Annotated in this window: 21 protein-coding genes and 1 tRNA gene; 14 read left to right on the forward strand and 8 right to left on the reverse strand. The window is 62.8% G+C overall.

Going from position 1 to position 18,645, the window contains the following annotated elements:
• Nucleotides 1–58 precede the first annotated feature (58 nt).
• From EN824_RS10910 to EN824_RS10930, 5 genes are all read left to right on the forward strand, one after another.
• Nucleotides 59–970 carry an ABC transporter substrate-binding protein gene (locus EN824_RS10910; protein ID WP_127279855.1) on the forward strand — a complete coding sequence of 304 codons (912 nt, stop codon included), beginning with the start codon at nucleotides 59–61 and terminating at the stop codon, nucleotides 968–970.
• A gap of 37 nt (nucleotides 971–1,007) precedes the next feature.
• Nucleotides 1,008–2,171, forward strand: coding sequence for an ABC transporter permease (locus EN824_RS10915; protein ID WP_135932232.1), 1,164 nt, complete (start codon nucleotides 1,008–1,010; stop codon nucleotides 2,169–2,171).
• On the forward strand, nucleotides 2,168–3,106 hold the full coding sequence (locus EN824_RS10920; RefSeq protein ID WP_127279857.1) for an ABC transporter ATP-binding protein: 939 nt from the start codon (nucleotides 2,168–2,170) through the stop codon (nucleotides 3,104–3,106). Before EN824_RS10915 ends, EN824_RS10920 begins: the two co-directional genes overlap by 4 nt.
• Entirely contained in the window at nucleotides 3,103–3,852 is a 750-nt protein-coding gene (locus tag EN824_RS10925; RefSeq protein WP_127279858.1) for an ABC transporter permease, read from the forward strand. The genes EN824_RS10920 and EN824_RS10925 overlap by 4 nt, the downstream gene beginning before the upstream one ends.
• Before the next feature lie 240 nt (nucleotides 3,853–4,092).
• Nucleotides 4,093–6,234: a sodium-translocating pyrophosphatase gene (locus EN824_RS10930; RefSeq protein ID WP_135864041.1), complete on the forward strand. Its 2,142-nt coding sequence runs from the start codon at nucleotides 4,093–4,095 to the stop codon at nucleotides 6,232–6,234.
• Between the two features lie 39 nt (nucleotides 6,235–6,273).
• Here the strand turns inward: EN824_RS10930 and EN824_RS10935 are convergent, their stop codons facing one another.
• Together EN824_RS10935 and EN824_RS10940 are read right to left on the reverse strand one after the other, a co-directional pair.
• Nucleotides 6,274–6,453, reverse strand: a complete 180-nt coding sequence (locus EN824_RS10935; RefSeq protein ID WP_245512028.1) for a hypothetical protein — start codon at nucleotides 6,451–6,453, stop codon at nucleotides 6,274–6,276.
• A gap of 177 nt (nucleotides 6,454–6,630) precedes the next feature.
• Nucleotides 6,631–7,143, reverse strand: coding sequence for an outer membrane protein assembly factor BamE (locus EN824_RS10940; RefSeq protein ID WP_135864044.1), 513 nt, complete (start codon nucleotides 7,141–7,143; stop codon nucleotides 6,631–6,633).
• Nucleotides 7,144–7,257: 114 nt separating this feature from the next.
• Between EN824_RS10940 and EN824_RS10945 the strand changes: the two genes are divergently transcribed.
• The 7 genes from EN824_RS10945 (at nucleotide 7,258) to EN824_RS10975 (ending at nucleotide 12,091) form a co-directional block, all read left to right on the forward strand.
• On the forward strand, nucleotides 7,258–7,800 hold the full coding sequence (locus EN824_RS10945; RefSeq protein WP_135864046.1) for a ubiquinol-cytochrome C chaperone family protein: 543 nt from the start codon (nucleotides 7,258–7,260) through the stop codon (nucleotides 7,798–7,800).
• A gap of 3 nt (nucleotides 7,801–7,803) precedes the next feature.
• A complete protein-coding gene (locus EN824_RS10950; RefSeq protein WP_135864048.1) occupies nucleotides 7,804–8,352 on the forward strand; it encodes a DUF177 domain-containing protein in 549 nt (182 codons plus the stop codon).
• A 113-nt stretch (nucleotides 8,353–8,465) separates the two neighbouring features.
• Complete coding sequence (gene plsX / locus EN824_RS10955; protein ID WP_127869623.1) at nucleotides 8,466–9,536, forward strand: phosphate acyltransferase PlsX; 1,071 nt, start codon at nucleotides 8,466–8,468, stop codon at nucleotides 9,534–9,536.
• Nucleotides 9,537–9,545: 9 nt separating this feature from the next.
• Nucleotides 9,546–10,517, forward strand: a complete 972-nt coding sequence (locus EN824_RS10960) for a beta-ketoacyl-ACP synthase III (RefSeq protein ID WP_135932233.1) — start codon at nucleotides 9,546–9,548, stop codon at nucleotides 10,515–10,517.
• Between the two features lie 101 nt (nucleotides 10,518–10,618).
• Entirely contained in the window at nucleotides 10,619–10,942 is a 324-nt protein-coding gene (locus EN824_RS10965) for an integration host factor subunit alpha (RefSeq protein ID WP_010915609.1), read from the forward strand.
• A 215-nt stretch (nucleotides 10,943–11,157) separates the two neighbouring features.
• Nucleotides 11,158–11,697, forward strand: coding sequence for a MerR family transcriptional regulator (locus EN824_RS10970; RefSeq protein ID WP_127280880.1), 540 nt, complete (start codon nucleotides 11,158–11,160; stop codon nucleotides 11,695–11,697).
• Between the two features lie 91 nt (nucleotides 11,698–11,788).
• Nucleotides 11,789–12,091, forward strand: coding sequence for a hypothetical protein (locus EN824_RS10975; protein WP_135932234.1), 303 nt, complete (start codon nucleotides 11,789–11,791; stop codon nucleotides 12,089–12,091).
• A gap of 73 nt (nucleotides 12,092–12,164) precedes the next feature.
• Here the strand turns inward: EN824_RS10975 and EN824_RS10980 are convergent, their stop codons facing one another.
• The 3 genes from EN824_RS10980 to EN824_RS10990 form a co-directional block, all read right to left on the reverse strand.
• Nucleotides 12,165–13,142, reverse strand: a complete 978-nt coding sequence (locus EN824_RS10980) for an ATP-grasp fold amidoligase family protein (RefSeq protein WP_135864055.1) — start codon at nucleotides 13,140–13,142, stop codon at nucleotides 12,165–12,167.
• A gap of 244 nt (nucleotides 13,143–13,386) precedes the next feature.
• Nucleotides 13,387–13,578, reverse strand: a complete 192-nt coding sequence (locus tag EN824_RS10985; protein WP_135932235.1) for a hypothetical protein — start codon at nucleotides 13,576–13,578, stop codon at nucleotides 13,387–13,389.
• A gap of 187 nt (nucleotides 13,579–13,765) precedes the next feature.
• Nucleotides 13,766–14,380, reverse strand: coding sequence for a hypothetical protein (locus EN824_RS10990; RefSeq protein WP_135932236.1), 615 nt, complete (start codon nucleotides 14,378–14,380; stop codon nucleotides 13,766–13,768).
• Nucleotides 14,381–14,658: 278 nt separating this feature from the next.
• Here EN824_RS10990 and EN824_RS10995 point away from each other — a divergent pair, with 278 nt between their 5' ends.
• Nucleotides 14,659–14,940 carry a helix-turn-helix transcriptional regulator gene (locus EN824_RS10995; RefSeq protein ID WP_135932237.1) on the forward strand — a complete coding sequence of 94 codons (282 nt, stop codon included), beginning with the start codon at nucleotides 14,659–14,661 and terminating at the stop codon, nucleotides 14,938–14,940.
• Nucleotides 14,941–15,119: 179 nt separating this feature from the next.
• The gene (locus EN824_RS11000; RefSeq protein ID WP_135932238.1) at nucleotides 15,120–15,581 is read left to right on the forward strand and encodes a YbaK/EbsC family protein; all 462 of its coding nucleotides are present in this window, start codon (nucleotides 15,120–15,122) and stop codon (nucleotides 15,579–15,581) included.
• 98 nt (nucleotides 15,582–15,679) lie between these two features.
• On the opposite strand, the gene EN824_RS11005 is transcribed toward EN824_RS11000, so the two are convergent.
• The 3 genes from EN824_RS11005 to EN824_RS11015 all read right to left on the reverse strand — a co-directional run bounded on the left by EN824_RS11005 (nucleotide 15,680) and on the right by EN824_RS11015 (nucleotide 18,613).
• Nucleotides 15,680–15,756, reverse strand: a tRNA-Pro gene (locus tag EN824_RS11005).
• 56 nt (nucleotides 15,757–15,812) lie between these two features.
• The gene (locus tag EN824_RS11010) at nucleotides 15,813–17,081 is read right to left on the reverse strand and encodes an O-antigen ligase family protein (RefSeq protein WP_135932239.1); all 1,269 of its coding nucleotides are present in this window, start codon (nucleotides 17,079–17,081) and stop codon (nucleotides 15,813–15,815) included.
• Entirely contained in the window at nucleotides 17,078–18,613 is a 1,536-nt protein-coding gene (locus EN824_RS11015; RefSeq protein ID WP_135864061.1) for an undecaprenyl-phosphate glucose phosphotransferase, read from the reverse strand. Before EN824_RS11015 ends, EN824_RS11010 begins: the two co-directional genes overlap by 4 nt.
• Between the last annotated feature and the right edge of the window lie 32 nt (nucleotides 18,614–18,645).

Below are 18,645 nucleotides of genomic sequence, written 5' to 3' on the forward strand. Positions count from 1 at the left end.
TTGAAGCCATGCTCATATGCGGCCACCGCATTCCGGTTCACAGCAAGGGATTTTCACCATGTTCTCAGTCAAGGTTCTGGCCAGCGCGGCCATCGCGCTCGCCATCACGGCGGCTTCCGCGAGCGCTCAGGTCGTCGTCTCCTCGAAGATCGACACCGAGGGTGGCGTGCTTGGCAACATTATCCAGCTCGTTTTCAACGCCAACAACATCAAGACCACGGATCGCATCCAGCTGGGCGGCACGCCGGTGGTGCGCAAGGCGATCACCGCCGGCGAGATCGACATCTATCCCGAATACACCGGCAATGCCGCCTTCTTCTTCGAGAAGGCCGATGATCCCGCGTGGAAGGATGCCGCCAAGGCCTATGAGACGGCCAAGAAGCTCGACTACGACGCCAACAAGATCGTCTGGCTGTCGCCGGCGCCGGCCAACAACACCTGGGCGATCGCCCTGCGCAAGGAAGTGACCGACGAGAACAAGCTCGTCACGCTCTCGGACTTCGGCAAATATGTCGCCGGCGGCGGCAAGGTGGTGCTGGCGGCCTCCGCCGAGTTCGTCAATTCGGCGGCGGCCCTTCCAGCCTTCCAGACCACCTATGGCTTCACGCTGAAGCCTGACCAGCTGATCACCCTCTCGGGTGGCGATACGGCCGCGACCATCGCGGCGGCCGCCAACCAGACCAGCGGCGCCAATGCCGCCATGGTCTACGGCACCGATGGCGGCATCGGACCATCGGGCCTCGTCGTGTTGACCGACGACAAGGGCGTGCAGCCGGTCTACCAGCCGGCGCCGATCATCCGCGAATCCGTGCTGAAGGAGCATCCGGAGATCGAGACGCTGCTGAAGCCGGTCTTCGCCAAGCTCGATCTCGTCACCCTGCAGGAGCTCAATGGACGCGTGCAGGTGGGCGGCGAGCCGGTCAAGGGCGTCGCCGAGGACTTTTTGAAAAAGAACGGGTTTTTGAAGTAGCTACGCGTCGATAAGTGACGTCAGTGCGAGGCGCCTTATGAGCCCCCGTTTCGACAAGCTCGGCGTCGTCATCGCCGCGCTCGCTGCCTACGCCGCGTTTCTCGCACCGTTCGCCACCTTCCGCGCCAACCGCATCGTTCCCGGTCAGGCACGTTCGATCCTCGAGGCTCTGCCGGCAACGACCGGTCCGCTGCTTTTGGCGATCCTCGTCCTGGCCGGTTTTGTCGCCCTGCTCAGGACGCCGCTGATCTTGCGCCTTGCAGCCAGCGTCGTGGCGCTTGTCGCGCTGGCGCTGCTCATCGGCGTCGCCGGAACATACCTCACTCCGGCCGGCAACACCTTTGCCAGGGTCTCGCCGGCCTCCGGCTTCTGGATTCTCATCTTCGCCTTCACGCTTTTGCTCGCCGACGTGCTGACCCGGCTCAACCTGTCGCCTTGGTCGCGCGTCGGCGTGCTTGTCGTTGCGGCGCTAGCCATCGGCTTGCTGCTGATTTCGGGACGCTGGGACAGCCTCTCGATCCTCAAGGAGTATTCCAACCGCGCCGGCAGCTTTTGGGCCGAAGGCTCCAAACATGTGACCCTGGCGCTCGGCTCTCTGCTTGTCGCCGTGATCGTCGGCCTGCCGCTCGGCATCCTGTGCCACCGCGTCGAAAGCCTGCGGGCCGGCGCCCTCAACGTCTTGAACATCATACAGACCATTCCTTCGATCGCGCTGTTCGGCCTGCTGATCGCGCCGCTCGGCTGGGTCGCAACCCATGTGCCGGGCGCCGCCGCGCTCGGCATCAGGGGCATCGGCACGGCCCCCGCCTTCGTCGCGCTGTTTCTCTATTCGCTGCTGCCGGTGGTGGCCAACACCGTGGTCGGCCTTGCCGGCGTGCCGCGTGCCGCCAATGACGCGGCGCGGGGCATGGGCATGACCGATCGCCAGCGCCTGTTCGGTGTCGAGTTTCCGCTGGCCTTTCCGGTGATCCTGACCGGCATCCGCATTGTCCTGGTGCAGAATATCGGCCTTGCCACCATCGCCGCGCTGATCGGCGGCGGTGGTTTTGGCGTGTTCGTGTTCCAGGGCGTTGGCCAGACGGCGATGGACCTGGTGCTGCTCGGCGCAGTGCCGACCGTCGCGCTCGCCTTTGCCGCCGCCATCATCCTCGACGCGGTGATCGAAATGACCGCCACCAAGCGCAGGGTAGAAACGGCATGATCGAGATCGAAGGCATCACCAAGCGCTATGACGCGACGACGGTCGTCGACAACGTTTCAATGGTCATCGAGCCGCGCACCATCGCCGTCATTGTCGGCACCTCGGGTTCCGGCAAGACGACGCTGCTGCGTATGATCAACCGGCTGGTCGAACCGACGTCAGGCGTCATCAAGCTCGACGGCGCCGACAATCGATCGGTGCCCGGTTACGAACTGCGCCGCAGCATCGGCTACGCCATCCAGGGCCACGGCCTGTTTCCGCATCGCACCGTGGCGCAGAATATCGCCACCGTGCCGGTGCTGCTTGGCTGGGACAAGGCGCGCATCAAGGCCCGCGTGGATGAACTGATGACGCTCTACCAGCTCGACCCCCAGGAGTTCGGGCCGCGCTATCCGCACGAACTGTCCGGCGGTCAGCAGCAGCGCGTTGGCGTTGCCCGCGCACTCGCCGCCGAGCCCAACGTGCTTTTGATGGACGAGCCGTTCGGCGCGCTCGACCCGATCATCCGCACCAAGGCGCAAGAGGATCTGCTGGCGATCCAGAAGCGCTTCGGCACCACCATCATCCTCGTCACCCATGACATGGAGGAGGCCGTGCATATGGGCGACAGGATCGCGGTGATGGATGCCGGCAAGCTCGTGCAATATGCAAGGCCGGCGGAGATCCTGGCGAGGCCGGCCAACGCCTTTGTCGAGACGCTGGTTGGCGCCAGCGAAAGGCCATTCAGGCTGCTGTCGCTCGGGCGAGTGCGCGACGCCGTGGAGCAGGGCGGGGCCGAAGGCGAGGCGATCCCCGGCGACGCCAGCCAGCGTGACGCGCTCGCGGAACTTCTCTGGTCCGGCAGACCGGCGCTGCCGGTGAAGGGCGCCGACGGCAAGCCGCTCGGTCGCGTCACCGTGGATGGCCTGATCAAGCGGGCGGCGAGGCCGGCATGAAAGCCTGGCTGCCTCTGCTGCTCAGGCTTGCACTGGTGGTGTTGCTCGTTGCCTTCATCACCAGCCCGGGTTGGTTCGAGCCGTTGCTGAAGCCGCTGACCGAAAACAACGCTCCCGCGATCTACAATCAAGGCAGCCTGCTGACGCTTACGCTGCTGCATCTGCGCACCGTGCTGATCGCGACCGTCGCGGCCACCATCGTCGCTGTGGCGCTTGCCATCCTGGTGACCCGGCCTGCCGGCGCTGAATTCCTGCCGCTGTCGCGCAGCCTGGTCAATATCGGCCAGACCTTTCCGCCGGTGGCGGTGCTGGCGCTCGCCGTGCCGGCCGTCGGCTTCGGCGAGAAGCCGACGTTGATCGCGCTGTTTCTCTATGGCCTGCTGCCGATCTTCGAGAACGCGCTGACCGGGCTGACGACGCTGCCGGCCAATGTCGTCGAGGCGGCGCGTGGCGCCGGCATGACTGGCTGGCAAAGGCTCACCAAGGTCGAACTGCCGCTCAGCGCGCCGATCATCCTTGGCGGCATCAGGCTGTCGGTGGTGATCAGCCTCGCCACCGCCACCATCGGCTCTACGGTGGCCGCCAGGACGCTCGGCGAAGTGATCATCGCCGGCTTGCTGTCGAACAATCTGGCCTTCATCCTGCAGGGCGGTCTGATCGTCGCGGCGCTTGCCGTGCTGATCTATGATGGACTGTCCGCGGTCGAGCGCTACGCGGCGCGGCGCATGGGCAGGGAAGCGGACTGACCATGCCCGATGGTCGGGATCGATTTCAATCGATCTAACCGCCGGGCGATCGCGACCCACACTCGCCCGCCTGGACCTTTTGGGCGAAAGCCGGGCAAAAATCGAACAATATCTTGACGTTCGCAGCCCTGTTTCGCATACACCGATGCGAAGAGGGGGATTCCATGCACGGGATTCCGTCTTTGTCTCAACGGCCCAGGGAGGGGTTCTTTTGGGCCAACAATCGAGGAAAACCCGGCAATGACCATAATTTCCGCCGTCATCGCCTGCGGCTTGTTGTCTGTCCTTTACGCCATATGGGCGACACGTTCGGTCCTTGCGGCCGATCAGGGCAACGCGCGCATGCAGGAAATCTCCGCCGCCATTCGCGAAGGCGCGCAGGCCTACCTGGCGCGCCAGTACACCACCATCGCCATCGTCGGCGTGGTCGTGCTCGTGCTCGCCTGGTGGCTGCTGTCGATCACCGCCGCCATCGGCTTCCTGATCGGCGCCGTTCTGTCGGGCGCCGCCGGCTTCATCGGCATGCATGTTTCGGTGCGCGCCAATGTGCGCACCGCGCAAGCGGCTTCCAACAGCCTTGCCGCCGGCCTCGACATCGCCTTCAAGTCGGGCGCCATCACCGGCATGCTGGTGGCTGGCCTGGCCCTGCTTGGCGTTTCGATCTACTACCTCATCCTTACCCAGTTCCTCGGCCTCCAGCCCAACGACCGCATTGTAATCGACTCGCTGGTTTCGCTCGGCTTCGGCGCCTCGCTGATCTCGATCTTCGCCCGCCTCGGCGGCGGCATTTTCACCAAGGGCGCCGATGTCGGCGGCGATCTGGTCGGCAAGGTCGAAGCCGGTATTCCGGAGGATGATCCGCGCAACCCGGCCACCATCGCCGACAATGTCGGCGACAATGTCGGCGACTGCGCCGGCATGGCCGCCGACCTGTTCGAGACCTATGCCGTGACGGTTGTCGCCACCATGGTGCTGGGCGCCATCTTCTTTGGCGGCACCGCCATCCTTGGTGCGGCGATGCTCTATCCGCTCGCCATCTGCGGCGCCTGCATCCTGACCTCGATCGTCGGCACCTTCTTCGTCAAGCTCGGCTCCAACGGCTCGATCATGGGCGCGCTCTACAAGGGCCTGATCGTGACCGGCCTGCTGTCGATCGTGGGTCTCGGCGTCGCCACCTCGGCCACGCTCGGCTGGGGCGAGGTCGGCACGGTCGCCGGCATCGTCATCACCGGCAAGAACCTGTTCATCTGCGGCCTCATCGGCCTCGTGGTGACCGGCCTTATCGTGGTGATCACCGAATACTACACCGGCACTAACAAGCGTCCGGTCAACTCGATTGCCCAGGCATCGGTGACCGGACATGGCACCAACGTCATCCAGGGCCTCGCGGTCTCGCTGGAATCGACGGCGCTGCCGGCGATCGTCATCGTCGGTGGCATCATCTCGACCTACCAGCTTGCCGGTCTCTACGGCACGGCGATCGCCGTCACCACCATGCTCGGCCTTGCCGGCATGATCGTGGCGCTCGACGCCTTCGGCCCGGTCACCGACAATGCCGGCGGCATCGCCGAAATGGCAGGCCTGCCCAAGGAAGTGCGTCACTCCACCGACGCGCTCGACGCGGTCGGCAACACCACCAAGGCGGTGACCAAGGGCTACGCCATCGGTTCGGCCGGCCTCGGCGCATTGGTGCTGTTCGCGGCCTATTCGAACGACCTGAAGTTCTTTGCCGCCAATGGCGACAAGTATCCTTACTTCCAGGGCATGGGCGAAATCTCCTTCGATCTCTCCAACCCTTACGTCGTCGCCGGCCTGATCTTCGGCGGCCTCATTCCCTACCTGTTCGGCGGCATCGCCATGACGGCCGTCGGCCGCGCGGCTGGCGCCATCGTCGAGGAGGTGCGCAAGCAGTTCCGCGAGGATCCGGGCATCATGGCCGGTACCTCGAAGCCGAACTATGCCCGCGCGGTCGATCTCCTGACCAAGGCGGCGATCCGCGAGATGATCATCCCGTCGCTGCTGCCCGTGCTGGCGCCGCTCGTCGTCTATTTCGGGGTGCTGTTGATTTCGGGGTCGAAGGCGTCCGCCTTCGCTGCCCTTGGCGCCTCGCTCCTCGGCGTCATTGTCAATGGCCTGTTCGTTGCCATCTCGATGACCTCGGGCGGTGGCGCCTGGGACAACGCCAAGAAATCGTTCGAGGACGGTTTCACCGGCAAGGACGGCGTCAAGCACCTCAAGGGCTCCGAGGCGCACAAGGCTTCGGTGACCGGCGACACCGTCGGCGATCCCTACAAGGACACCGCCGGCCCGGCGGTCAACCCGGCGATCAAGATCACCAACATCGTGGCCTTGCTGCTGCTGGCAGTGCTCGCGCACGGCTGAGCGGGAGCCCGGAAACTTGAAATAGCTCAACGCTTGAAATCAAGAACCCGCGAGGAGCGATCCTCGCGGGTTGGACGTTGCGACCGGCCTGATTTCCTCGATCCTGACGCCGTCGATCGACGGCGGATCGATGGCAAGCCAGTCCGATGTCACTGTCTGCCGCTCGGGTGTCCCCGTCGTCATCCAGCCATCCGGCACCGCACGGTCGTCACTGCTCATGTCCAAGCCCCAAGCCTGGACGGTTGGATATGGGTTTGCCACACCCCTGACGAGCCGGCTCCTCATTGGCCAAACAAAAACCCGTGAGATCGCTCTCACGGGTTTTCGGTCGCCTGAGACATTTCCGTTCCCCCAAAGTCAGGGAAGCAGGATTCTAGGGAAGCAGGAATCTAAAGATCAGGGGGTGCCGCCGGGAATGCCGGGGGCCAGCTTGCTGGCGCCGTTGATGATCTGGCTGAGGAAGTTCTGGTCCTTGCCGCCGGTCGGCGTGGTGCGCGAAATGAAGTCGAAAATCTTGCCGTCCTTCAAGCCGTAGTTGGCGATCTGGGTGACGCGGCCGTCCGCACCGAAATAGACCGCGAGCACTTTCTGGTCGACGAGCCTGGGCTTGTCGAAGGCGACATAGCGTTTGCGGGTTTGCGAAATGTAATAAAACGCCTCGTTGTCGAACGTCGCCGTCGTCGATGGCGTGCCAAGCGCCAGAAGCACCTGTTCGCGGCTGGAACCGACGGGCACCGAATCGACGGCCTGCTGGTCGTAGACATACCCTTGCGTGAACGTTTCGCTCGGGCTGAGGTCACCGATCATCTTGTTGGTGTGGCATGCCGAGAGCGCCGATATGACAACCAGCAGCGAGATCGCGCCGGCGGGCCTGGACGAGAAGGTCGACTTGAAATTCAGCGCGCGCAACAACAATTCTCCATTATATCGCCGCAACTTGCGCTGGGCCGCAAAACCGGTAAACCAGCTTGCTTGCCGATGCAACAAGGCCAATTCAACAAACGGTCCCCGGAGACCATCCCCATGTTCCAGCGCCTTCTTGGCCGCGAACGCCACGCCAACCGCGCCATCACCGACGCGCTTTACGCACAAATCGTGGCGGCGGCGCGGCAGACTGCTTTTTATTCCCATTGGAATGTGCCGGACACGCCGCTCGGCCGTTTCGAGATGCTTTCGCTGCACATGTTCCTGGTCCAGCACCGCTTGCGCGGCGAGGACGGCGTGGCCCAGGAGATCGCCCAGGTGCTGATCGACGAGTTCTTCCTCGATGTCGATCACTCGCTGCGGGAACTGGGCATTGGCGACGTCGGTGTGCCAAAACGTATGAAGAAACTGGCGAAGATGTTCTATGGCCGCACCGCCGCCTATGATGATGCTCTGGAACGAAACGATCACGATGGTCTGACCGCGGCACTTGCCCGTAATGTCCGTCCCGACGCCGGCGCCTGGCCGGAAGCATCGCGTTTGGCCGGGTATGTCGCCGACGCCAGCCGGCAACTGAGTGCGCAGCCGAGCGAATCGATCGTTGCTGGCACTGTGGCATTTCCAGGAGCCAATGGAGGCTGATCGATGAAACACGCCGATATGCAAAGTCCGGTATCCTTTTTCGCCAATGTCGCCCGGTTGCCGCAGAAGGGGCTGCCCGTGGTGATCGAGGCCGACCCCGCACAGCGCGCCGCGCTCGCCGAGGCGCATGGGCTGCTGTCGGTCGAAGCCTATCGCGCAGAACTGCTGGTTACGTCGTGGAAGCGCAATGGCGTCAAGGTCAGCGGCCGTGTCGAGGCAGACATCACCCAGGCCTGCATCGTCACGCTCGACCCCGTCCAGGCACATATCGATGAGCCGGTCGAGGCGCTGCTCTTGCCCGAGGACTCCAAGCTCGGACGGCAGGGATTCGATGGCGGCGGCGAAATTCTGCTCGACGCGGATGGGCCCGATAGCCCCGAGACATTTTCGGGCGACACCATCGATGTCGGGGCGCTTGCCGAACAGTTCTTCGGATTGGCGATCGACCCCTATCCGCGCAAGCCCGGCGCGTCGCTTGATGCCGGTGACGACACCGGATCGGCGGAGAATGAATTTCAGCAAAAACTGCGATCCTTGCTGGGAAAATCCTGAAAACCTCGCCCGCGACGGAAAAGCCGGTTGTGCGACAGCCTAAAACCGCTATTTTCGCCGAGCCTTTGCGATCACTAAAACGACTTGCCGCCTAACCGTGAGATGAATACCGCGTGATCAGGATTTCCATCGATGCCATGGGCGGCGATCACGGACCAACCGTGGTCATTCCAGCGCTCATGACGGTCGCGACCCGCCGTCCCGACATCCGCTTCGTCATCTACGGACGTGAGGAACTGGTGCGCCCCGAACTCGCCAAGTTCCCCAAATTGGCCGAGGTCAGCGAGTTCTTCCACTGCGAGATCGCGGTCAGGATGGACGACAAACCGAGCCAGGCGCTGCGCCACGGCCGCTGGAAATCGTCGATGTGGAAGGCGGTTGAGGCGGTCAAATCGGGCGCCGCGGATGCATGCATTTCCGCCGGCAACACCGGCGCGCTGATGGCGATGTCGAAATTCTGCCTGCGCACCATGGCCACCATCGAACGCCCGGCGATTGCGGCATTGTGGCCGACATTGCGTGGCGAAAGCGTGGTTCTGGATGTGGGCGCCACCATTGGCGCCGATGCGCACCAACTCATCGATTTTGCCATTCTCGGCACCGGCATGGCGCGTTCCGTATTCGGCATCGCCCGGCCCACGGTCGGCCTGCTCAATGTCGGCGTGGAAGAGATCAAGGGCCAGGAAGAGGTCAAGGAAGCGGGACGCATGTTGCGCGAAGCCAACATGGCCTCGATGAACTACCATGGCTTCGTCGAAGGCGACGACATCGGCAAGGGGACGGTCGACGTCGTGGTGACGGAAGGCTTCGCCGGCAACATCGCGCTGAAGACGGCTGAAGGCACCGCCCGCCAGATAGGCGGCTATCTGCGGGCCGCGATGAGCCGCACGCTGATGGCCAAGATCGGCTATGTCTTCGCCAAGGGCGCCTTCGACCGCCTGCGCGAGAAGATGGATGTCGGCCGCTCCAATGGCGGCGTGTTCCTGGGGCTGAACGGCATCGTCGTCAAAAGTCATGGCGGCGCCGATTCGGATGGTTTCGCCGCGGCGATCGAACTCGGCTACGACATGGTGCGCAACAATCTGCTCGACCGCATCGAGGCCGACCTCGATCTGTTCCATGCGCGCAACCCGCATGCCCTGACATCTAGGAAATCCGACGTCGTTACCGACGCAAAGGAATAGGAAAGAATTTTGATCAAATCAGTTGTGCGCGGCACGGGCTCCGCGCTGCCCCGCCGCATCATGAAGAATGCCGATTTTGAAGGCATGGTCGAGACCTCCGACGAGTGGATCGCCCAGCGCACCGGCATCCGCCAGCGCCATATCGCGGCTGACGACGAGACGACGGCTTCCCTGGGCGAGGCCGCGGCGCGCGCCGCCCTTGCCGATGCCGGATTGACCCCGGACGACGTCGATCTGATCGTGCTGGCGACTTCGACGCCAAACAACACCTTCCCCGCCACTGCCGTCGAAATCCAGAACCGGCTCGGTATGCATCACGGTTTTGCCTTCGATATGCAGGCGGTGTGCTCCGGCTTCGTCTATGCGGTGGCGACAGCCGACCTCTATATCCGCGGTGGCCTGGCAAAGCGCGTGCTGGTGATCGGCTCGGAAACCTTTTCGCGCATTCTCGACTGGAGTGATCGCTCGACCTGCGTGCTGTTTGGCGACGGCGCCGGTGCGCTGGTTCTGGAAGCGGGCGAGGGGGCCGGGACGATCGCCGACCGGGGCGTGCTGGCGGCCAGCCTGCGTTCCGACGGCGCGCACAAGGAGAAGCTTTTCGTCGACGGCGGGCCGTCGACGACGGGAACGGTCGGTCATTTGCGCATGGAAGGCCGCGAGGTCTTCAAGCACGCGGTCGGCATGATCACCGATGTCATCGAGGCGACCTTCTCGGCCGCTGGGATTACCGCCGAAGACCTTGATTGGTTCGTGCCTCACCAGGCCAATAAACGGATTATTGACGCTTCAGCCAAAAAGCTCGGGATAGCAGAGCAAAAGGTGGTGGTGACCGTCGATTTGCACGGTAACACCTCGGCTGCCTCCGTACCGCTGGCGCTGTCGGTGGCCGTCGCCGACGGCCGCATCAAGAAGGGTGACCTGGTGCTCCTGGAGGCGATGGGCGGCGGCTTCACCTGGGGCGCCGTTCTGGTTCGCTGGTAAGTGGAGAACGGTCCGGTTTCGGTCCTTGACCTTGCCGGATCAATTACTTAGGCTCTGCCGCTGTTGTGCCGATTTTACGTTTGAACTGATGGGACGGTCGCATGGGGGGAAAAACACTTACTCGCGCCGACCTGGCCGAGGCCGTCTACAGAAAGGTCGGCCTGTCGCGCACTGAGTCCGCCGAACTCGTCGAGGCCGTGCTGGACGAAATCTGTGAAGCGATCGTGCGCGGCGAGACAGTGAAGCTGTCGTCCTTCGCGACATTTCATGTCCGCTCCAAGAATGAGCGCATCGGACGCAATCCCAAGACCGGCGAGGAAGTTCCGATCCTGCCGCGTCGGGTGATGACCTTCAAATCGTCCAACGTGTTGAAGAACCGCATCTTGCGTTCTCACCAGAACAGCAAGGCCAAGGGCGGCAAATAGCCTTCATTGCCCGGTTGAAAACCGGCGCGGCGATGACGGCGGGCTTGAATATTGCTTCACAAACCGCTGAAATAAGGCCCGATTCGGCGGTATGGCCGGATTGGTGTTCTGGCGTATGATCTGTTCCGCGCTGGCGGAACAAGCTCTTCTCCTCGTTGGGCGCGATCTCGTCTGAAGACCGTTCCGGGCCACGCTCCAGCGTGAGGATTTCGCCCATGGACAAGAGCCCCGACGCCTTCCGCACCATCAGCGAGGTCGCGGAAGATCTCGACCTGCCGCAGCATGTGCTGCGTTTCTGGGAGACGCGCTTCAACCAGATCAAGCCGATGAAGCGCGGCGGCGGCCGCCGCTACTACCGGCCGCAGGATGTCGAACTGATCAAGGGCATCCGCCACATGCTCTATGACCAGGGCTACACCATCAAGGGCGTGCAGAAGCTGCTGCGCGAAAACGGCAATCATTTCCTGGTCGCCATCGGCAATGGCGACATGGCCGCGGTCGAGGCGATCTCGCAACGCAAGCAGGCCGACCAGGTGCCGCTGACGCCGGCTGCACAGCCGCGCGGCGGAGATGACGAACTGGTTGGCCAGCCAAGGGTCAAGCCCAGCCGCCGCTTCTTCGGCCTGGGCAAGAGCGACGAGGAAGGTCCGGTCGCGCCGGACGCGTCGAAACTCTCGCGTGACAATCGCGCGCTGCTGCAGGAGGCGCTGTTCGACCTCCTGGAATGCAAGCGTCTGCTTGACCAGGTGCGCTGACCGCGAGTACCGGGTGCTTTGACGCCTTGAAACCGGAACCGGCGGTCGGGTGAGGCGTTACGTTTCCTTCTGCAAGACAAGGAAACGCATGATGGCTTCATTTTCGACCCTTTCGGACATCGACCTCGAAAAGCAGGTCGCGGCTCTCTCGAGGGAACTCGCGGCGTTGCGCAAGGCAGTGTCAAAGCGGGGTGGCGCTTATTATGAAGACAGCCGTGATGCTGCTCTTGATACATATTCGGATCTTGCGGAGCGCCTGCGAGATGCCATGCCGGCAATCCGCAGACAGGGCAGGGTGATCGAGACATCGGCACGCGACCATCCGGCGGCCGCCGCTGCGGTCGGCCTTGTCGTGCTCGGTCTCGTCGCCAGCCTGCTGTTTAGCCGGCGCTGACTGCCACCCCAGGACAAGGAATCCTGAGAAATGGCGGCTCGCCTTTCCAGGCCGGCCGCCATTCTCATTCATATCAGCGATTTGTAGTGCCGCTCCGGCATCTGGCACGAAGCGCGTCGGCATAGAGGCGTACGGCCCGTTTGTGCTTCCGACGCAAGAATGCGGATTGATCGAGCCGCCACAGCCGTTCGATTTCCCCGGCGATCGCCGGGTTTGTCCATGTGCCATATCCGGCGGCCGAGTAGACGGTGACCTCGCCGGCATAGAGACGATCGTCGGTGACCAGAAAATCGATACGGATATAATCGAGGTCGCCGGCTATGCCGGGCGCGATCGAGATCGCCTGGCGGACATAGGCGACGAGCCGCGCATTGACAGGCAAGGCCTGGTCCTCCCCGGGATAGTCTGGATCGCGGCCGGGCAACGGATTGGCGTCGCGGTCGAACAGCAGCGAGCGCTTGGCGTGCTTATCCTCCACCCAGACATGGGATATCACCCCGCTGCAGAGATGGACCTTGATGTCGGTGGCGATCGTCCCGCCGCTGAGTGCCAGCGGCTCCTCCACGAAAACGGCCGGTACGACAGGCCAATAGGCCCATTCGCCATTGCGCCGGCCGTAGCGTTTTTTGAGCCAGCGGCTGGCCTTGCGCACGATGGCGGCGCGATCGGGTTCGCCGTTGGAGACAAAAATGTTCATGGCGCAGCCATGGTTTGCCTTGACCACGACGTCTCCGGTCAGCAGGTCAGGTGGAAGGTCGGCAGGGTCGCGCCCGGACCAGAGCGTCTTTGGCACGGCGACATCGCGGCAGGTTTCCCGGATATGAGCCTTGGCCGCGAGCTTGTCGGTCAGCGTCACGAATAGCGGGTTGCGATCGAGGATCTTTCGCCAAAGCAAAAGCTCGTTATAGCGCACGGGCGCGGCCGGATTGGGCAGATAGCCCAGTTTCATGACAAATCGTACGACAAGGACAGGATGGCGCAGCGTCAGCCACAATCGCGCGACCGACAGGACAATGCGGTCTGTCCGGGAAAGATCGGCCTTGGCCGTCATCGGGGATACCCTGGCCTTGTTGGCGAAGCCTGATCCGGCGCAGCGTGCCGGTTGGAAGTACCCCTTGCCGTATCGCGGTTTGGCGTCGCGTCAAAGGCACTTGCTTGTTGTCGCTACAGCTGGACCGTCGCCGCCATCCGGCAGTCGGATTAGCCCGGGTCGTCCGGGCCAGGCATTGCATGACCGGAGAAGACCGGCCTCGAACAGGAAGCCAAGACCGGTCTTCTCTGGCAGTCTGGTATGCTTAGTAGGTCTTCTTTGTCATCTTCTTCGTGTGGTGATGATGGTGCTGGTGGTGGTAGTAGTGATGGTGATGGTGATGGTGGTGATGATGTTTTGCCATCGGGGCCGCGTCCGCGCTCGTCGCGCCGACCGCCGGCACCGCAAAAGCGATTGCAGCTGCAAGCCCGAGGGCCGAGAGGAGGGACTTCTTCATGGATCGTTTCCTTTCTTTCGCAGGCAGGCATCAATCGGGCCGATATCCCGACCGCCGCGAATGGAATTACGCTCCTGAATTTTTTCGTCAGTATTTCCCGACTGTAGAATTTTGTTTCTGAACTGTTGCCGGGCAAGCCTGCACCGTTGCCAGGGTGCAGGCCGAAAGTCGTGTCGTCCGTTTTGGCCTACATAGGCGGGACCACACCATTGTTTCCCACCACGACGCGGCTGGCACTCAGCGTGCCGTCAGCGTCGCGCTGAGCGGTAACGAAAACCGTCGCGCTTGGCTTGAGATCGGCCGGCGCGGCCGGCGCGAACGCGACGACAGGCGTGCCGTCGGGTATAGAGATCTTCTTCGTCTGCCCATTGTCATAGGTCAGCGTCACCGCCCGCCCGCTTATGTCGGTGACGTCGGCGACGGTGCCGTTGGTCATACGGCTGTTCGGCTGCAGGTCCCAGGGGCGGTCCCCCTCGCCAGTGCCTTTCAAGGCCGCGGGAAAGACCACCACTTCCAGCGCGCCGCTGCCGCCGTCGGCCTTGGAGACAGAGGCGATGCCGACGAAATCGCCCTGCTTGATGTCTTTTACAGACGCGCTGGCAACGCCTGAAAGCTTCCAGCCGCCTTTCAGCTTGATCGCGGAAGTATCGCCCTGACGGGTTTTCACGGTCAGCAGCGACGGCTCGAAACTGACCACCGTGCCGCGCACGCGCAATGCGTCCGCCGCTTGCGCGCCGGCCACGCCGACACCGGAAAGCATGGAAATCGTGCCTAGCACGTAGAGGGATGTCCTGAAGTTCATTGGGGGATCCTTTTGGGAAAGGCTGGCTGGAACGGGATGGTTTCACGCCAGCGACATCGAGATAACGAACGGGGTGGGGCGAAACTGCCGGGCAAAAGCCGCTCACGCGTTCAAAACAACTTGATCGGGACAGGGCGAGGCAGCCGCATGGACGTCCGCTTCACGATCCCGTGACGGCCAGTTTGGCGCTTGGCAAATCGCCGGCGAGAGGGCATCTTCCTGCCCGTCTCAGGCAACATCCCATTTTGATCAAACGCTTTCAGCCAACGGAGTTGCCAATGCCCAACAATGCAAAAAGCCACGCCCTCTCCGAACCATTAGCCAACGAGATGGGGCCAGATTACAACACCCTCAGGGCAATGCGGGAAACGCGCGGATACAGCCTCGAAGCGCTTTCCCTGACCTGCGGCCTCTCGGTCGACGAGATCGAGGACATCGAGAGCGGCCGGGCGGCCGACCCGGCGAAGCTGCGTCGTATTGCGTCCGCGCTTCGTCTGCCGCAGGACGCTCCAGTTGCTTCTGCACCGACACTGGCCGCACAAGGCCGGCCCCAGGCATAGGTCGGCGGCAGGCATGCCCAAGAAACCCGCCAAGGCCCGCTTGGCGGGTTTCTTGTTGATGTCGGCATTCTCCGGCAGGCCGGGCTTGCCGATCTGCAAATCGCACGTGTTTATAGGTGCGACATCCAAATCCGCGCCGATCGCATCTGCCATGCAGCGGGAACCGTGAGTTTTTCGATATGAGCCTGGATTCCGTTGGTGCCTTCTTTGCTGCTCACGCGCCTGACATCGAGATCATTGTCACGCAAGCAAGTTCGGCGACGGTGACGCTGGCGGCGGAGGCGCATGGCGTGTTGCCGGCGCAGATCGCCAAGACCATCTGCCTTCGCGTCGGCGAGCGCACCATGCTGGTCGTGACCAGCGGCATCGCCAGGCTGGATAACCGCAAGTTCAAGGACCAGTTCGGCGGCAAACCGCGCATGCTGGACGCGCAAGAGGTTGTCGCTGCCACGAGCCATCCGGTGGGCGGTGTCTGTCCGTTCGGCCTGCCGTCACCGCTGCCGGTCTATTGCGACGTCTCGCTGCGTAAATTCGTCGAGGTGGTACCCGCCGCCGGCGCCACCAACGCTGCGGTGCGCGTTGCACCGCAGCGCATGGTTGAGCTTACTGGCGCGCAATGGGTGGATGTGTGCCAAGGTTAGCGCCGGATCCAATCAGGAGCTGAGCTGGGCAAAACGGGCAATTCGAGAATTAGGTGATGCGGCAGGGCGGACTTTTGGGGGCAAGTCCTGCTTCGAAATGGTCGGAGTGGCCGGATTCGAACCGACGACCCCTTGACCCCCAGTCAAGTGCGCTACCGGGCTGCGCTACACTCCGGACCGGTCGCGATGTATCGTGATAACCCCGCTCGGGTCAACCGATTTCCGCGATAATTATCTTGCCGCGATCGCTGGTTCGAATGAGGCCGGCAAGACCGGCCGCAACAGCCGCTGATGGCGGTATTCCAGGGCGATAGCGCCCCAGATCAAGCCGAGAAGCAGGTACATGTGGCGCCAGTGGTCGATGTCGATGAAGGTGCCGAGCCCGATATTGCCGATGAAGGCGACGTAGGCGCACAGCAGGTAGGGCTGCCACGGCCGGTCGCGCAGCAGGATGCGGAACCCGGCTGAAATCGTCCAGGCGACCAGCGTCAGGAACGAGACGAAGCCGAGCCAGCCATAATCCATCAGCATTTTCAGCCAGATGTCGTGTGTGTCCTCGCCGTAGATCTTGCCGAAGACCAGCGGCCCGATGCCGAACGAGTGCTCCATGGCCATCTGGAAACCGATCGAGTAGCGCGCGAAGCGGCCGAGGCGGGCGGTGTCGTAGCTCTGTTCGAGATGGGCGCGGCTGGAGAACATCTCCGCCACCCCGGGCAATTGCAATATGACGATGATGGCGACGGCCAGCAGCGACAGGGCGGCGATGGTCATGATCACCACGCGCAGCCGGAACATGCCGCTGGCGCTCTGCAGGAACAGGCAGCCGGTGAGCAGGATGGCCGAGACCGCGAACATGCCCCAGGCGCCGCGCGAGAACGAGAAGAAAATACCGGCGCTGATGATCAGCAGCGGCACGGCCAGCAGCGGCATGCGCGTGACCGGTCCGGTCAACAGCAGATAGAGCAGGTAGATGCCGGGCAGCACCAGGAACGGCCCGAACACGTTCGGGTCCTGGAAGGCACCGGCGGCGCGGTCGTACTTGGTGAACATTTCCGCGCCGGGGAAGGCGTGGAAATAGCCTGCTATGCCAAGCAGCGACGTGGCCACGGCCGAGACGACATAGGCATTGAAGATCAGCCGGTAGAGGTTCGGCTGCGTTGCGGTGACCGATGCGAAGAACACCGCGCTGAAGGCGAGAAACAGCGACACGGCGAGATAGAGCGGCGTATAGGCGAGGTCCGCCATCTGCGTCATGGAGATCATGCCGCCGATGTTCATGGTCACCAGCAGCACCAGCAGCGGCATGGCCGCGCGCGAAATCCGCAGGCCGAACAGGGCCCAGATGGCGATAAGCGCGGCCATGTAAATTTCGTAAGGCGCCGGCTCGCTGATGACGAAGCCCGACAGAAGAATGCCGAGCACGACCGCGCTCGAGGAAATCAGCGTGATCAGCTTGGCGTTGATCGCCGCGCGCGGCAGATCATGGCTGATCGCGCTCAATAGGCGTTTTCCGTATTGAGCAGCCGGATCGGCGTCAGGAACAGAATCCGCAAATCGAACAGCAGCGACCAGTTCTCGATGTAATAGAGGTCATACTCCGTCCGCATGCGGATCTTTTCATTGGTGTCCATCTCGCCGCGCCAGCCATTGATCTGCGCCCAGCCGGTGACCCCTGGCTTGACCTTGTGGCGCGCGAAATAGCCATCGACCACTTCGTTGTAGAGCAAATTGTGCGACTGCGCGGCGATGGCGTGCGGACGCGGACCGATGAGCGAGAGCGAGCCGAGCAGCGAGTTGAAGAATTGCGGCAGCTCGTCGATCGAGGTCTTGCGGATGAAGCGGCCGACACGGGTGACGCGCGGATCGTTCTTGGTCACCGTCTGCTTGGCGGTCGGGTCCGACCTGTCGGTGTACATAGAGCGGAATTTGTAGACTTCGATCACCTCGTTGTTGAAGCCGTGCCGCTTCTGCTTGAACAGCACCGGTCCCTTGCTGTCGAGCTTGATGGCGATGGCGGTGGCCAGCATAAAGGGCGAGAACGCGATGATGCCGATGAGGCTGAAGATGATGTCGAAGGCGCGCTTGGCGACCGAATCCCAATCGTTGATCGGCTTGTCGAAGATATCGAGCATCGGCACCGAGCCGATGTAGGAATAGGCGCGCGGACGGAACTGCAGCGCATTGGAATGCGCCGACAGCCGGATGTCGACCGGCAGCACCCACAGTTTCTTCAGCAATTGCAGCACGCGCGATTCGGCGGTCAGCGGCAACGACACGATCAGCATGTCGATGCGGGCGATGCGGGCGAATTCGATCAGTTCCGAAATGGTGCCGAGCTTGGGATAGCCGGCGACGAGGGCTGGCGAACGCTTGTCGTTGCGGTCATCGAAGATGCCGCAGATGCGGATGTCATTGTAAGGCTGCTTTTCCACCGAGCGGATGAGCACTTCCGCCGCCTTGCCGCCACCGACGATGACGGCGCGCCGTTCCATGCTGCCATCGCGCGCCCAGCGCCGGATCAGCTTCGACATCACCAGCCTGAGGCCGAAGAGGCAGACAAAGGCAACGACGAACCAGGTGCCGAACAGCAGGCGCGAATAGTCTTGCGACATCTTCATGACGAATGCCGTCAACGCCATCAGGGCGAAGGTCCCGGCCCAGACCAGCAGGATGCGCCCGAAATTGGCGATCGGCCGCATCAGGGATACGACCTGGTAGCAATCCGTGACATCGAGCAGCACCACGGCGAGGAACGACGCGGCGGCGATCGTCAGCGGATATTGCCAGGCCAGGTAATTGAAGAATCCGACATAGTAGAAATAGACGCAAAGCCCCGAGACCAGCAGCACCGCGAATTCGACCATGCGCAGCACGCCGCTGACCATGATCGGCGACATTGTATCGCGCCGGTATTGCGACGCGACCTGTCGGGCAACGTCGTTCATGCCGCCGGGCTTGTCGCCTTCGGCAGGGCCGTCGAATTTACGGACCGCTTCTGATGAAAAGCGGTGCGCGGGGTCGATCTCGTTCATGGAACAGTCCGCAAGCTTCCCCAGGGTGATTA

Source organism: Mesorhizobium sp. M8A.F.Ca.ET.181.01.1.1 (assembly GCF_004792025.1).
Taxonomy (GTDB): domain Bacteria; phylum Pseudomonadota; class Alphaproteobacteria; order Rhizobiales; family Rhizobiaceae; genus Mesorhizobium.